General features: G+C 69.8%; 12 protein-coding genes and 1 tRNA gene. 3 read left to right on the plus strand and 10 right to left on the minus strand.

Features of this window, described 5'->3' with window-relative positions:
- Positions 1-18 precede the first annotated feature (18 nt).
- From FNH08_RS28055 to FNH08_RS28065, 3 genes are all read right to left on the minus strand, one after another.
- The gene (locus tag FNH08_RS28055; RefSeq protein WP_194238639.1) at positions 19-1,935 is read right to left on the minus strand and encodes a tetratricopeptide repeat protein; all 1,917 of its coding nucleotides are present in this window, start codon (positions 1,933-1,935) and stop codon (positions 19-21) included.
- 296 nt (positions 1,936-2,231) lie between these two features.
- A tRNA-Met gene (locus FNH08_RS28060) sits at positions 2,232-2,305 on the minus strand.
- 43 nt (positions 2,306-2,348) lie between these two features.
- The gene (locus FNH08_RS28065) at positions 2,349-5,312 is read right to left on the minus strand and encodes a UPF0182 family membrane protein (RefSeq protein ID WP_152774333.1); all 2,964 of its coding nucleotides are present in this window, start codon (positions 5,310-5,312) and stop codon (positions 2,349-2,351) included.
- Between the two features lie 173 nt (positions 5,313-5,485).
- Between FNH08_RS28065 and FNH08_RS28070 the strand changes: the two genes are divergently transcribed.
- Positions 5,486-6,028 carry a PPA1309 family protein gene (locus tag FNH08_RS28070; RefSeq protein ID WP_152774326.1) on the plus strand — a complete coding sequence of 181 codons (543 nt, stop codon included), beginning with the start codon at positions 5,486-5,488 and terminating at the stop codon, positions 6,026-6,028.
- A 69-nt stretch (positions 6,029-6,097) separates the two neighbouring features.
- Here FNH08_RS28070 and FNH08_RS28075 read toward each other — a convergent pair whose 3' ends face one another.
- The 4 genes from FNH08_RS28075 to FNH08_RS28085 form a co-directional block, all read right to left on the minus strand.
- Positions 6,098-7,195, minus strand: a complete 1,098-nt coding sequence (locus FNH08_RS28075; protein ID WP_152774327.1) for a YlbL family protein — start codon at positions 7,193-7,195, stop codon at positions 6,098-6,100.
- Between the two features lie 69 nt (positions 7,196-7,264).
- Positions 7,265-7,426 (minus strand): hypothetical protein, encoded by a 162-nt coding sequence (locus tag FNH08_RS50965; RefSeq protein ID WP_194238640.1) that lies wholly within the window; start codon positions 7,424-7,426, stop codon positions 7,265-7,267.
- A 111-nt stretch (positions 7,427-7,537) separates the two neighbouring features.
- A complete protein-coding gene (locus FNH08_RS28080) occupies positions 7,538-7,999 on the minus strand; it encodes a molybdenum cofactor biosynthesis protein MoaE (RefSeq protein ID WP_152774328.1) in 462 nt (153 codons plus the stop codon).
- Positions 8,000-8,045: 46 nt separating this feature from the next.
- Positions 8,046-9,155: an SDR family oxidoreductase gene (locus tag FNH08_RS28085; RefSeq protein ID WP_322725578.1), complete on the minus strand. Its 1,110-nt coding sequence runs from the start codon at positions 9,153-9,155 to the stop codon at positions 8,046-8,048.
- 192 nt (positions 9,156-9,347) lie between these two features.
- Between FNH08_RS28085 and FNH08_RS28090 the strand changes: the two genes are divergently transcribed.
- Positions 9,348-10,793 carry a zinc-dependent metalloprotease gene (locus tag FNH08_RS28090; protein WP_322725580.1) on the plus strand — a complete coding sequence of 482 codons (1,446 nt, stop codon included), beginning with the start codon at positions 9,348-9,350 and terminating at the stop codon, positions 10,791-10,793.
- Positions 10,790-11,311, plus strand: coding sequence for an NUDIX hydrolase (locus tag FNH08_RS28095; protein ID WP_322725581.1), 522 nt, complete (start codon positions 10,790-10,792; stop codon positions 11,309-11,311). Before FNH08_RS28090 ends, FNH08_RS28095 begins: the two co-directional genes overlap by 4 nt.
- A gap of 65 nt (positions 11,312-11,376) precedes the next feature.
- Here FNH08_RS28095 and FNH08_RS28100 read toward each other — a convergent pair whose 3' ends face one another.
- The 3 genes from FNH08_RS28100 to FNH08_RS28110 all read right to left on the minus strand — a co-directional run.
- A complete protein-coding gene (locus FNH08_RS28100; RefSeq protein ID WP_152774331.1) occupies positions 11,377-12,132 on the minus strand; it encodes an AIM24 family protein in 756 nt (251 codons plus the stop codon).
- 16 nt (positions 12,133-12,148) lie between these two features.
- Complete coding sequence (locus FNH08_RS28105) at positions 12,149-12,829, minus strand: AIM24 family protein (protein WP_152774332.1); 681 nt, start codon at positions 12,827-12,829, stop codon at positions 12,149-12,151.
- An 11-nt stretch (positions 12,830-12,840) separates the two neighbouring features.
- Positions 12,841-13,676: AIM24 family protein (locus FNH08_RS28110; RefSeq protein WP_194238641.1), on the minus strand; the 836-nt coding region annotated here is incomplete at its 5' end.

Here is a 13,676-nt window from a genome sequence, read left to right on the forward strand (position 1 = left end):
CACCAAAGGGGGTACGCCCTACGCCGACAACTCCTCCCGCAGAGCGTCCCGCAACCGCGCCGCCCGCTCCGCAACCTCCACCGGCCCGAGCGAAACCGCCCGATCCGCCCACCGCTGCCCTTCCGCCAGCTCACCCCGACGCGCGTAGACCAGGGCGAGCCGCAACGCGGCCCGCCCGTGCCCGGCGTCAGCCGCCCGCGTCCACCACAGCGCGGCCTCCGGCTCGCTCCCCTCCCGGGCCAGCAGCAACCCGAGGTTGAACGCCCCGTTCCGGGACCCGGCCTCCGCCGCCTCCCGGTACCACCGCGCCGCCTCGACGACGTCCCCACGGGCCGCCGCGAGCATGCCGACCCGCACCTGGGCCCGCCGGTGCCCCTGGGACGCGGCCCGCTCGTACCACTCCTCGCACTCGCTCTTCTCGCGCGTCGGCTCGCCCAGCTCGTGCGCGGGCGCCGGCGGACGTCTGGCGTCCAGCACGGCGGCGAGCCGGTACGCGGCCTCGGCGCTGCCGCCACCCGCCGCCTGCCGCAGATGCCGCTCGGCCGCCTGCTCGTCGCCCTCACGGAGCCGCGCGATGGCAACCTGGAGCGCGGCCTCGGTGTGCCCGGCGGCAGCCGCCCGCTCGTACCAGACCAGCGCGTCCTCGTCGCCCCCGCGCCCCGCGTGCAGGATCCCCAGGTTGAAGGCGGCGTCCACACTGCCCGCCTCCGCCGCCTTGGAGAACCACGGCTCGGCCCCGGCCGCGTCCCCGACCTGCAACAGCAGGATCGCGAGCGCGTTCGCGGCCTCACGGTGCCCGGCGTACGCGGCCCGCCGGTACCACTGCTCGGCCTGCGCGGTCCGCCCCTGCTCGGCGCAGAGCAGCCCGAGGTTGTACGCGCCGTTCACATCGCCGGCGTCCATCGCGGCCCGGTACCAGCGCTCGGCCGTCTGCGTCTCGCCGCGCTCGGCGTGCAGCGCACCCAGCGCGTTGGCCGCGTTGCCGTCGCCGTCCTGGGCCGCCTTCAGCCACCACACGGCCGCGCTCTCGGTGTCCCCGGCATCCCGCAGCAGGAACCCCAGCGCGCACGCGGCCCGCGGCTCGCCGTCCTTCGCCGAGGTCAGGTACCAGCGCCCGGCCTCCTTCAGCTCCCCGCGCCGCTCCAGGATCGCGCCGAGATGCAGCGCCGCTCTCCGGTGACCGCGCGCCGCGGCCTGCCGGTACCACTGCTCCGCCTCCTCGGCTGCGGCCTCCGCGACACCGCTGTCAGTGCCGGCCTCCCCCTCACGAACGTCCTTGTCGTCCTTGTCGCCGTCGCGCAGGGACGGGCACTCCTCTCCTGCCGCCCGGGAGCCCTCCCGCTCGACGAGGCACTCCTCCGGCGTCGACCGCCTGTCGAGCGTCCGTGCCAGCCGGTACGCGGCCTCCCGGTGCCCGCGCTCGGCGGCGGCCCGCATCCACTGCTCGGCCCCGGGGTCACTGCGGTGCTCCAGCAGGTCGGCGAGCGCGTACGCCCCCAGCGCGTGCCCCTGCTCGGCGGACTGGCGCAGCCAGTACTCGGCGGCCGGCTCGTCGCCGCGCTCGCGGTGGTGCCGCCCGAGCGCGTGCGCGGCGGCCGCGGAACCGGCGACGGCGGCGATCCGCCACCAGCCGGCGGCCTCGTCGGCGTACCCGCGCTGGTGCAGAAGGACACCCATGTTGTTGGCGGCGGCACGGTCGCCCGCGGCGGTGGCAGCGCGCAGCAGAGGCTCGGCTCCGTCGAGATCACCGCGGCGCAGCAGCATGGCGCCGAGGACGCTCATCGCCTCGACGTCGCCGGCCTCGGCGGCGAGCCGCTGACGCGCCTCCTCGACAGCGTCACCGGCTTCGTCCCGGTCCGTTGACTGCGGAAAATCCGCAGTCTGCGCAAACCGCCCGTCCTCCAACAGAGTTGCCTTGTCCCCCATAACGTCCATCGTCGCACCACCTGCAACCTGGGTACACCTGGTATACCGCAGTCAGTGAGGTCACTTCAGCGTTTTGTCGACATGCCCACAGAGAGACAAGTCAAACACAGATTTCCCAACTCACGTCGCATGGCGCGGCACTTCTCGCGAGTCGTCGCCTCACTACTCATGACGCGCAACAGCCATTCCATGGATCCCGCCCTGGTCACCGGAAGTTCCGGGGCTGCTCATGGCCTGGATCCGGCACGGGCCGGCGCACACGTCGAAGGCCCGGATCCCTGGAGGATCCGGGCCTTCGACTTCAGTAGCGGGGACAGGATTTGAACCTGCGACCTCTGGGTTATGAGCCCAGCGAGCTACCGAGCTGCTCCACCCCGCGCCGTTGCTCAGCAACCGTATCACGGCGCGGGACGGAGTCTCGATCAGCTACTTCCCGAACTCCCGTCGCTGTTCTTGTCTCTGTCCTGACTGCTTTTCTTGTCGCTGTCCTGACTGCCGCCGCTCGGCTCACTGGCCTTGGACTGCGCCTCCTCGGCCCGCTGCAGCGCGTCCTCCAGGTCCTTCTGCGCCCGTCCGTACGCCTCCCAGTCCCCGTTCTTGAGGGCTTCCTGCCCCTCGTCGAAGGCCTTCTGGGCGTCGTTCAGGGCGGCTTGGACCGTCGGGTCGCTCGACGTGGGCGGCTCGGTCGTGCCGTCGCCCTCGTCCTGGTCCGGTGGCGGAGTCGTACCCTCCGCCCCGAAGACCTTGTTGAGGGCCTCGTCGAGGGTGTCCTCGAAGGCGGTGGCGCCTCCGTAGGTCACCAACACCTTCTTGAGCAGCGGGTACTTGAGGTCGCCACCGCGCACATAGACGGGTTCCACGTACAGCAGTCCGCCGTCGAGCGGCACCGTCAGCAGGTTGCCGTACTCGACCTCCGAGTCGCCGCCTCTCAGCAGCCGGATCGACTCGGCGATGGACGGTTCGGAGTTGAACTGGCTCTGCACCCGTTTGGGACCGTCGACGGTCTTGCCGGTCGGCAGTTTCAGAATGGTGATCTTGCCGTAGTCGCTGGTGTCCGCCTGGGCGCTGACCGACATGAACGCGCTCAGGTTGTCCCGGCCGTTCGGCGTGAACGTCGTCGTCAGCGAGAACGCCTGGGCGTCCTGCTCGGGCAGCTTCATGCTCAGGTAGTACGGCGGCACGGCGTCCCCGGACCGGTTGGTCGGGTCGTCCGGCACCTGCCACACCTCACTGCCGCTGAGGAACGTGTCCGCGTCCTTCACGTGGTAGCGGGTGAGCAGCTCGCGCTGGACCTTGAACAGGTCCTGCGGGTACCGCAGATGGTCCATGAGCGACTGCGAGATGTCGCTCTTCGGCTTCACCGTGTTCGGGAACGCCTTCATCCAGGTCTTGAGGACCGGGTCCTTGGTGTCCCACTGGTAGAGCTTGACCTCGCCGGTGTACGCGTCGACGGTCGCCTTCACCGAGTTGCGGATGTAGTTGACCTGGTTCTGCTGGGCCACCACCGCGCGCTGGTTGTCGGCCGCCGTCAGCGAGTCGGCCGTCGTGTCTCCCAGGGTCGTACGGGAGGCGTACGGGTAGCCGTTCGTCGTCGTGTACGCGTCGACGATCCACTGGATCTTGCCGCCGACGACCGCCGGGTAGGCGTCGCCGTCGATCGTCAGCCAGGGGGCGACGGCCTCGACGCGCTCCTTGGGCGTCCGGTTGTACAGGATCCGCGAACCCTCGCCGATGGCACCGGAGTAGAGGATCTGCGGCTCACTGAACGCCACCGCGTATGCGGCCCGGTTGACCGGGTTGGAGAGGTTGACCCCGCTCTTGCCCTTGTAGCTGGTGGTCTTCTCACCGCTGTCGTCGGAGTAGTCGATCTCCTTCTGGGGACCGCCGACGATCGAGTACTGGGTGGTCTTCTCGCCGTAGTAGACCCGCTGCTGGTACGTGCCCAGATTGCCCCCGTTGGAGTTCTTGGAGGGCAGGTCGGACTCGGTGAAGACCGGACGTCCGTCCGCGTCGGCGGCGGTTCCCTTGGCGGCGACCACGCCGTAGCCATGGGTGTAGCGGAAGTGGTCGTTGATCCAGTTGTTCTTCGGGATGCCGCCCAGGTTCAGCTCGCGCAGGCCGATGACGGTGTCCTGGACGTTGCCGTCCTTGTCCTTGTAGCGGTCGACGTCCAGGTTGGCAGGGAACCCGTAGTAGTTCCTGATCTGCTGGAGCTGCTGGTACGTCGGCGAGACGATGTTCGGGTCGAGCAGGCGGATGCTCGCCGTCTTGTCCACGTCGTCGCGCAGCTTCGTCACGTCGTCCGTGTTGCGCTCGCCCGAGTACTCCTCGACCTTGGCGCCCTCGATGCCGTACGCCTTGCGCGTGGCCTCGAGGTTCTTCTCGACGTACGGCGCTTCCTTGGCCTGCTCGTTCGGCTGGACCTGGAACTTCTGGACGATCGCCGGGTACAGCCCGCCGATGAGGATCGCCGAGAGCACCATCAGGCCGAAGCCGATGACGGGCAGTTGCCAGGTGCGCCGCCACAGGGTGGCGAAGAACAGCAGGGCGCAGATGACGGCGATGCAGAACAGGATCGTCTTGGCCGGCAGGTAGGCGTTCGCGTCTACGTACCGCAGGCCCGTCCAGTTGCCCGTCGCCTTGAAGTCACTCGACTTCACCGCGAGCCCGTACCGGTCGAGCCAGTACGCGACCGCCTTCAGGGTGACGAAGATCCCGAGGAGCACCGACAGGTGGCCGGTGGCCGCGGCCGTGGCCCGCGCGCCCGGGGAGGTGATCCTCAGGCCGCCGTACAGGTAGTGCGTGAGCGCGGCGGCGATCAGCGAGAGAATCGCGGCTGCGAAGCCGAAGCCGAGCAGGAAGCGGTACCAGGGCAGGTCGAAGGCGTAGAAGGAGACGTCCAGGTGGAACTGGGGGTCCTTCTGCCCGAAGGGGACGCCGTTCACCCACATCAGCCATGTGCGCCACTGGCCCGAGGCGGAGGCGCCCGCGATCAGGCCGATCAGGGATGTTATCCCGAGCAGCAGCCACTTCTTGTAGGGCGCGATACCCATGCGGTACCGGTCGAGGCTCTGCTGCTCCACCGACATGGCGCTCAGCGGCGGGCGCAGCCGGTGGGCCAGCCAGATGTTGAAGCCGACCGCGGCCGCCATCAACAGCCCGAAGACGAAGAAGAGCCCGATCTTGGTCCACAGGGTGGTCGTGAAGACCGAGGAGTACTTCACGGACCGGTACCAGAGCCAGTCCGTCCAGAACCCCGCGAACATGACGAACGCCATGAGCAGGACGGCCAGAACGCCCAGTGTCATGAGCAGGGTCCGGACACGCCGGGACGGTCGGCCCACTCTGATCCGTGGCCCCGTCGGGCCTCCGCCGCGGTCCGGCATCTGGAAAGCCAAGGTGCGCACCTCGAAGTCGCTGTTGATCCGTCAGGCCCCCGTGATCGCGGACCATCTTGCAGGGCCCGTGATCCTCGAGATCGTAGGGGCCTCACCTATGCAACTTACTCACGCTTTACTCGGTTCCCGGTTCGGGTAACGAACGAGGCAGGATTGTGACCATGTCCAACACACCCATGGCAGCGAGTCCCCTCACCCGAGCCGTCCTCGAGATCGACGAGTACGCCTCCGGCCTCGGCTGGGACCAGCCCGCTCGCCTCTTCGCCCTGGTCGACACCGCACGACTGCGCTCCGAACAACCCTCGCTCGCGGACCGGCTGGGTCTGCAGGACGAGTCCGACAGCTCGGGGCTCACGCCGATCGAGCAGGACGAGATCCCGGCGGGCAAGCCGCTGGACGAGTTCCTCGGCACGATCGCCTGGCCCGACGCGGTGGCCGGCTGCGCGCTCACGGTGGAGCGTCTGATGCTGCCGCCGTCCGCGGAGGCGTCCGTTCCGGACGGTCTCGACGACGCCCGTCTCGCCAGGTGGGTCGCCGAGCACCCGGACCGTCAGGAGGTCCGCATGACGGTCGCGGTCCTCAGGGACGGGACACGTGAGTCGGCTCTGCGGCTGCGCGAGAAGGACTCGCCGACGGAGGTGCTGACCGGGTCGGACCTGGTGCCGGGGCTGGCGGAGGCGCTGACGGCGACGTTCGCGGCCTGACGTCCCGGTGACGCCGCTGGGGCGCGGGGCGCCCCGGTGGCGTTGGCGACCGGGGCGGGGCGGCGGCTGTCAGCCCTTGGTGGTGCACTTCGGCAGGTCGGCGGTGTCGCCGGAGCGGATGTCCTTGAGTGCGCCGAGCGCGTCGCCGATGGTGTCGACCTTGACGAGGGTGAGGCCGTCTGGGACGTCCCCGGCGGCGGTCGCGCAGTTGTCCTTGGGCGTCAGGAAGTACTTGGCGCCCTTTTCGCGCGCGCCGACCGTCTTCATCTCGATGCCGCCGATGGGCCCGACCTTGCCCTCGTCGTCGATGGTGCCGGTGCCCGCCACGAACGTGCCGCCGGTGAGGTTGCCCGGAGTCAGCTTGTCGTAGATGCCGAGGGCGAACATCAGGCCGGCGCTGGGGCCGCCGACGTCAGCGAGCTTGATGTCGATGGTGAACGGGAACGTGTGGTCCGTCCCGGCCGAGATCCCGACGATCGCCCGGTCCTCGCCCGTGTCGTCGGACTTCGCCGTGGTGATCGTGACGTTCTGCACTTCGGTCGGCGTCCGGTTCTCCTTCTCGGCGGCGGCCTGCGCCTTGGCGGGGACGATCGTGAACCTGACCTTCTCGCCGGGCTTGTGCTTGGTGACCAGCTTCGCGACGTCCTCGGGTGCCTTGACCGCCGTACCGTCGACGGACTTGATCACGTCGCCCGCGTGCAGCTTGCCCTCGGCCGGCGAGCCCTTGAGGACGGTGGAGACGATCACCCAGGACTTCACGGGGATGTCGAGCTCCTTCAGGGCCGCGACCTTGGCGCTCTCCTGGGACTGGCTGAACTCCTCCGCGTTCTCCTGGGTCGACTGCTCCTCCGTCTTGCCGTCCGGGTACAGCGTGTCGTGCGGGACCACCTTGTTGTCGTGTGCCAGCCACCCGTACACGGCCTCGACGAGGTTCATCTTGTAGTCGGCGCTGGTGACCCGGACCGTGGTCATGTTGAGGTGCCCGGACGTCGGGTAGGTCTTGCGTCCCGAGATGTGCAGCACCGGCTCGCCACCGTGGTCCCCGAGCGTGTTCACCGTCGGCCCCGGCGACATCTCCGCGTACGGCACGCGAATGAACACTCCCGCACACAGGAGCGCGATCAGCATCAGGGTGGAGGCGAGCATCGTCGCGGTGCGGCGTGGCATGGAACGACAGTACGGGACGGGCCTGTCAGTGCACTGCCGGGGCCGCCTGTACACAGCCGCCCCCGGATCTCAGCCGCGCGAGGACTTCTCCATGGCCTCGCGGAAGCGGGTGTAACCCGCGAGCTCGGTGCCGTCCTCGATGCTCTTGCGGTTCCGGCTGGCCCAACCGCCCCACACCCCGGCACCGACAGCGGCGAAAAGCGGAATCAGCAACCAGGCGAGCGCCGCCATGCCGACCTCCCAACCCCAAGAGCGACCGCAACTGACTGATCAGCAGATTAACCATCCGCTCCGTCAACGCTCACGCCAGGGGTGGGGTTACGCAACCGGAAACAGGCTGCGCTAACAGGCCCCCACCCACTCCTCAGTGCCGTCGGAGAACCGCTGGTGCTTCCAGATGGGAACCTCGTGCTTCAGGTCGTCGATGAGCTTGCGACAGGCTTCGAATGCCTCACCCCGATGCGGACAGGACACCGCCACGACGACGGCCAGGTCCCCGACCCTCAGGTCCCCGACCCGGTGCACCGCGGCGAGTGCCCGCACCGGGAAATCGGCGACGACCTTCTCGGCTATCCGCCGCATCTCCGCCTCGGCGCTGGGGTGGCACGAGTAGCCCAGCTCGTCGACATCGGCACCACCGTCGTGGTTGCGCACGGTGCCCACAAACAGCGCCGTGCCTCCAGCCGCGTCGTCCCCGACGGCCAGGAAGACCTCGTCCACGGAGAGCGGTGTCTCCCGGATGCCGATCAGCCGGATCGGATCCTGCGCCGCCTGCTCACCGGGGTGATCGTTGTTGGGTGCCATACCTTCCATCGTGCCCCACGGCACTGACAACGCGGAACAGACGGTCTCAGCGCCGCCGCGCCTTGCGGGCTCTCCGCACAAGCGCCGCCGTACCCAGCAGCGCCACCGTCGCACCCGCGGCGCCCGCCGCCGTCGCGTCCTTGCGTCCGAGCCGCCGTCCGGCCACGGTGTGCCGTCCGGAGACCTCCTCCAGGAGCTCGGCGAGGACCTCCTCGTTGGTCCACTGGGGCCGCCAGCCGGCGTCGTGGAGGCGGCTGCCGCTGACCACCCAGGGGTACATCGTGTACGCCAGGTCGCCCGCCGGGGACGGCGTGAGCCCGATGCGGTGCAGCCGCGCCGCTGCCCCCAGCGCCACCGCGGACGGCAACTCCATCCGGCGGATCCCGCTGAGCTCCTCGACCTCCTCCTGCTCCAGCCACCCGTCGCACCCGACGGCCAGCTCGCCCTCGGCCTTCTCCAGGACGGCGTACTCCAGAGCGGCGCACAGGTCCTCGACGTGACAGAACTGCCAAGCAGGTCGCGACCCGGCCACAACAAGCAGTCGGGGCGACTCGAAATACCTGGTCAGCGCCGTGTCGGTGCCTCCGACCAGTACGGCGGGACGCACTACGGTGACATTGAGGCCCGGATGGGCGCGCGGCGCCCTGCGCCCGAGCCGCTCGATCTCCAGCAGGTCCCCGACCCCGGTCGCCTCGGCGGTCGCCCGCAGCTCGGCGTCCTCGGAGAGCGGCAGCTCGTTGTCCGGCAGCGCCCCGTACACCATCGCGGACGTGCACAGCACGACCCGGTGGACCCCGGCCGCGGCCGCCGCCGTCAGCACGGTCTGCGTCCCCCGGACGTTGTAGGCGGTCCGTGCCGCAGAGTCGGCGCCCAGGTCCAGGTCGACCGCGAGGTGCACGACCACGTCGGCCCCGCGCAGCTTTTCGGCGATCGCGGGGTCCCGCACGTCCAGGACGTGCCACTGGGCCGCCGCGCACTCACCGCGCCGCTCGTCGATCGCGATGACCTGCTTGATCTCGTCGCACGCGACGAGCCGCTCGGTGAGCAGCGCGCCCACCCCGGACGCGGCTCCGGTGACCGCGACGACTGGCCCGCGCACGGCCGGGCTGGTTGAGTGGTTTCGCGTTGCGCGAACCTGCGGATCTGGGGAACTCACCGGGCGTCTCCAGCGGTTGTCTTCAGTACGCACGCGGGTGACGCGTTCGTACCAGGTGGCATCCATCCTGCCGCAGGCCGGCTGTCGGCGAAGCATCGAGGCTCGAACCGGCCGTGGTGTCTACGCTGGGTGGTGTTGTCGGGCAGCCGCGCCGTCGGAGAGAACCGGCGGCCTTACCAGCCGAGGAATCCCGTGAGTGACACCCCATTCGGATTCGGCCTTCCGCCGGAGGAGCCGGACGACGGCGACGAGGGCAAGAAGAAGGACCAGCAGAGCGGTGGTGGTCAGGGACCGGCCAACCCGTTCGGGTTCGGTTTGCCAGGTGCCGGAGGCCCCGGCGCCGACAATCCGCTCGCCGCGATGTTCGGTTCCATGAACCCCACCGACCTGGGCGCCGCCTTCCAGCAGCTGGGCCAGATGCTCTCGTACGAGGGCGGCCCGGTGAACTGGGACATGGCGAAGCAGATCGCCCGCCAGACGGTCTCCCAGGGCACATCGGACGGCACCAAGGACTCCAGCATCGGACCGGCCGAGCGCTCCGCGGTCGAGGAGGCCGTGCGCCTGGCCGACCTGTGGCTGGACGACGCGACGTCCCTGCCCTCGGGCGCGGGCTCCGCCCTGGCGTGGAGCCGCGCGGAGTGGGTCGAGGCGACCCTGCCGGTGTGGCAGGAGCTCGTCGACCCCGTCGCCGAGCGCGTCGGCGCGGCCATGGGCGACGTCCTGCCCGAGGAGATGCAGGCCATGGCGGGCCCGCTCATCGGCATGATGCGCTCCATGGGCGGCGCCATGTTCGGTACGCAGATCGGGCAGGCCGTCGGCGTGCTCGCGGGCGAGGTCGTCGGCTCCACCGACATCGGCCTGCCGCTCGGCCCCGCCGGCCGGGCCGCGCTGCTGCCGGTGAACGTGGAGGCGTTCGGCAAGGACCTGGGCGTGGAGCGGGACGAGGTGCGTCTCTACCTGGCCCTGCGCGAGGCCGCCCACCAGCGTCTCTTCGCGCACGTGCCATGGCTGCGCTCGCACCTGTTCGGCGCGGTAGAGGGCTACGCGCGCGGGATCAAGGTCGACACGGCCAAGCTGGAGGACGTGGTCGGCCAGTTCGATCCGCAGAATCCCGAGGAGCTCCAGCAGGCACTCCAGCAGGGCATGTTCCAGCCCGAGGACACTCCGGAGCAGAAGGCGGCTCTGGCCCGCCTGGAGACTGCTCTGGCGCTCGTCGAGGGCTGGGTGGACGCAGTCGTCCACGCCGCCGCGAAGCCCCGTCTGTCGTCCGCCGACGCGCTCCGTGAGACCCTGCGCCGCCGCCGCGCCACGGGCGGCCCGGCCGAGCAGACGTTCGCCACGCTGATCGGTCTGGAGCTGCGTCCGCGCCGGCTGCGCGACGCCTCCCGCCTGTGGGCCTCGCTCACGGACGCGCGTGGTGTCGACGGCCGGGACGCCCTGTGGGCTCACCCGGACATGCTGCCGAACGCATCGGACCTGGACGACCCGGACGGCTTCGTACACCGCGAGCAGCTGGACTTCTCCGAGCTGGACAAGATGCTCGGCGAGGCGGCGGACGGCGGTTCCCCCGAGCGGCCGAACCTGAAGAAGGACCAGGACGACAAGGGCGACGACGACAAGGGTGACAGCACCGAGTGAGCCTCTACGACGACACGGTCCTCGTCCTGAAGGGGTACGAGGACCAGGAGGAGCTGCGCCAGGCGTATCTCGACCATCTGGAGGCGCACCCGGACGGCCTGTGGAAGTCGTGCCACGCCGGGCACATCACGGCGAGCGCCCTGGTGGTCGACCCCGAGCACGGCCGGGTTCTCCTCACCCTGCACAAGAAGCTGCGCATGTGGCTCCAGATGGGCGGCCACTGCGAGCCGCAGGACGCCACGCTGGCGGCCGCCGCCCTGCGCGAGGCCACGGAGGAGTCGGGCATCGGCGGCCTGGCGCTTGTCCCGGGTGGCCCGGTGCGCCTGGATCGCCACCCGATCCCGCCGCCGTGTCGGTGGCACTTCGACGTGCAGCACGCGGTGCTGGCCCCCTCGGGAGCGACCCAGGAGATCAGCGACGAGTCACTCGACCTGCGCTGGTTCCGGTACGACGAGGTGGCGGGCGTGGCCGACGAGTCGGTGGTGCGGCTGCTGGAGGCGACGCTCACCAGGCTCTGAGCCGGGAGAGACGTGTAAGGGGCGGCCACAAGGGTGGCCGCCCCTTACGTTTGCTTTCTGGGCCGTCAGCTCCAGACGTTGCCCTGGTTCTGTCCGCGGGCCCCCTGCTGGCCCATGCCGTACTGGGCGGCCAGGCCCGAGCCGATCTGGGCGTTCTGCGGCGGCAGCAGCTCGCTGGGCTGGACGAGGATGAAGCCCTGGCCCATGAAGCTGAGCTCCCAGCCCTCACCCGTGTTGCCGCGGCGCCGCCACACTCCGGAGGAGTGCGTCTGGGCCTGCATCTGGACGCGCAGCGCCGTGGACCAGGCCACGATGGCGTCGGCGTCGCAGTTGACGTACTTGTCCGGCGTGACGTGCATCATCAGGGGCGCACCCGAGGTCATCAGGGCGACCTTGCCGTGACCGGTGATGTTGAGCTGGTACTTTCCGGAGCCGGAGATGCCGTACAGGCTGTCCACGGCGATCACCTCGTGGTGCAGCGAGGAGTCCAGGGCCAGGACGTAGCTGCTGTCGACGGTGAGGCCCTCGTGGTCCACGTCCACCACGTGCACACGCTGGGCCAGGTTGGCGAAGTAGACCGTGCCCTGCCCGTGGCAGCGCATCAGGTCCAGGCCCTCGCCGGTGCGCGCGCGGGAACGGCGCTGGTTGTTGGTCTGGTACTCGGCGTCGAACTCGACCAGGCCCTGGTAGGCGACCATCGTGCCCTTGCGCGCGAGGATGTCGTCGTGGCCCTCCAGGGCGACGCGCAGCATCTGCTGGTTCTGCAGACTCCAGCGCTCCTGGGTCTGCTGCTCGTTGTAGCCGAAAATCGGGCTCTGCATGGTGTGTCGCTCCCCCTCAGCCCCGGACTCGGAGGCGGTCGGTGCTGTCCTCGCTGGGCTGGACGACGACGAAGCCCTGCCCGGAGAACGCCATCTGGTACGCCTCGCCGCTGCCGCGTCCGAGGAGCGACTGCGCCTTAAAGCTGTTCTTGCCCTTGACCTTGAGGTTCGGGGACCAGGCGACGAGCGCGTCCGGGTCGACGTACGTCTCGTCCTCGCCACCGCCGCAGTCGACGACGATCGGCTTGCCCCGGGCGGTCAGCGCGACCCAGCCCTGTCCGGAGATCTTCGTGTTCCACATGCCCTGCCCGGCGAACTTGGCGAGTCCCTTGACGCGCTCGACGCCCCATGTCAGGTGCGCGTCGAAGGCGAGGAGGTTCGTGGCGTTGACGGAGATCGCGTCCCCGTTGAGGTTGATCACGACGACGTTCGCCCCGTAGTCGGCGAGGTACAGCAGGCCGTCACCGGAGCACTTCATCAGGGGCGCGCCCTCGCCGGTGAGCCAGTCCTTGGCGATCTGGCGTACCGCGGGCGGATTGGGCTCGTACTGGACGAACCCTTCGTAGGCGATCATCGAGCCCACGCGCGCGAGAAGGTCGTTTCCGGTGCTCATGGCGACCTTGAGCATGTGGTTGCCGTGGTTCTCCATGCGGGCGGAGACGGGAGCGGGAGCGAAACTTGCGAGCGGCTGTGTCATGACGGGCTCCCTCAGACCTCGTACGGCTGGACGACGATGAAATTGCCGGGCGCGCCGCGGAACTGGAGGTTCACGCTCTCGCCGGTGTCCCCGGGGTAGGCGTTGCGGCGCATCCGCACCTGGCTGGAGACGATCACCTGGGAGGCGGCGGACCAGGCGACCACGGCGTTGCAGTCGGCGAAGGTCGTGGGTGTCACGGGCAGCACGACGGGCGCGCCGTGCGTCTTGACGACGATCGTGCCGGTCCCCTGGAACTGCATGGTGAACAGCGCGCCCCCGGGGATGCCGTGCCCCTCGATCCGGCGCACCTCGTACTGGAGGCTCTCGTCGAAGGCGAGGACGTTCTCCGCGGACACGCAGATCGCGTCGCCCTGGAGCTCGATGGGGTGCAGCATCGTGGAGTTCTCGGCGAGGAACACCTGCCCCTTGCCGGAACACCGCATCAGCTTCATCTCCTGGCCGGTGGCATTTCCCACGATCCGGCCCGCGAAGCCCGCGCCCTTGTAGCTGAAGTCGACCTTGCCCTGGTAGAGCACCATGCTGCCCTGGCGGGCGAGCACGGCCTGGTCGCCGCTGACGCCGAGGTCGACGCGGACGAGCTTCTTGTTCTGCTGGGTCCACCGCTGCCCGGTGGGTGTCTCCTTGAACTTCTGGAGCGCGGCGGCCACACCGGCACCGCCCTGCGGGGCGCCCTGGGGCACGCCGTACTGCGACGGGGCTCCGGGGGCACCGGGCTGGCCCGGGATCTGGCCGTACGGCGGCTGCTGGCCGTAGCCAGGAGGCGCGGCCGGGGGCTGCTGGCCGTAGCCCGGAGGCGGGGCTGGTGCCTGGGGGGCCTGCGGGGCCT

This window comes from Streptomyces spongiae (genome assembly GCF_009377185.1).
GTDB lineage: Bacteria > Actinomycetota > Actinomycetes > Streptomycetales > Streptomycetaceae > Streptomyces > Streptomyces spongiae.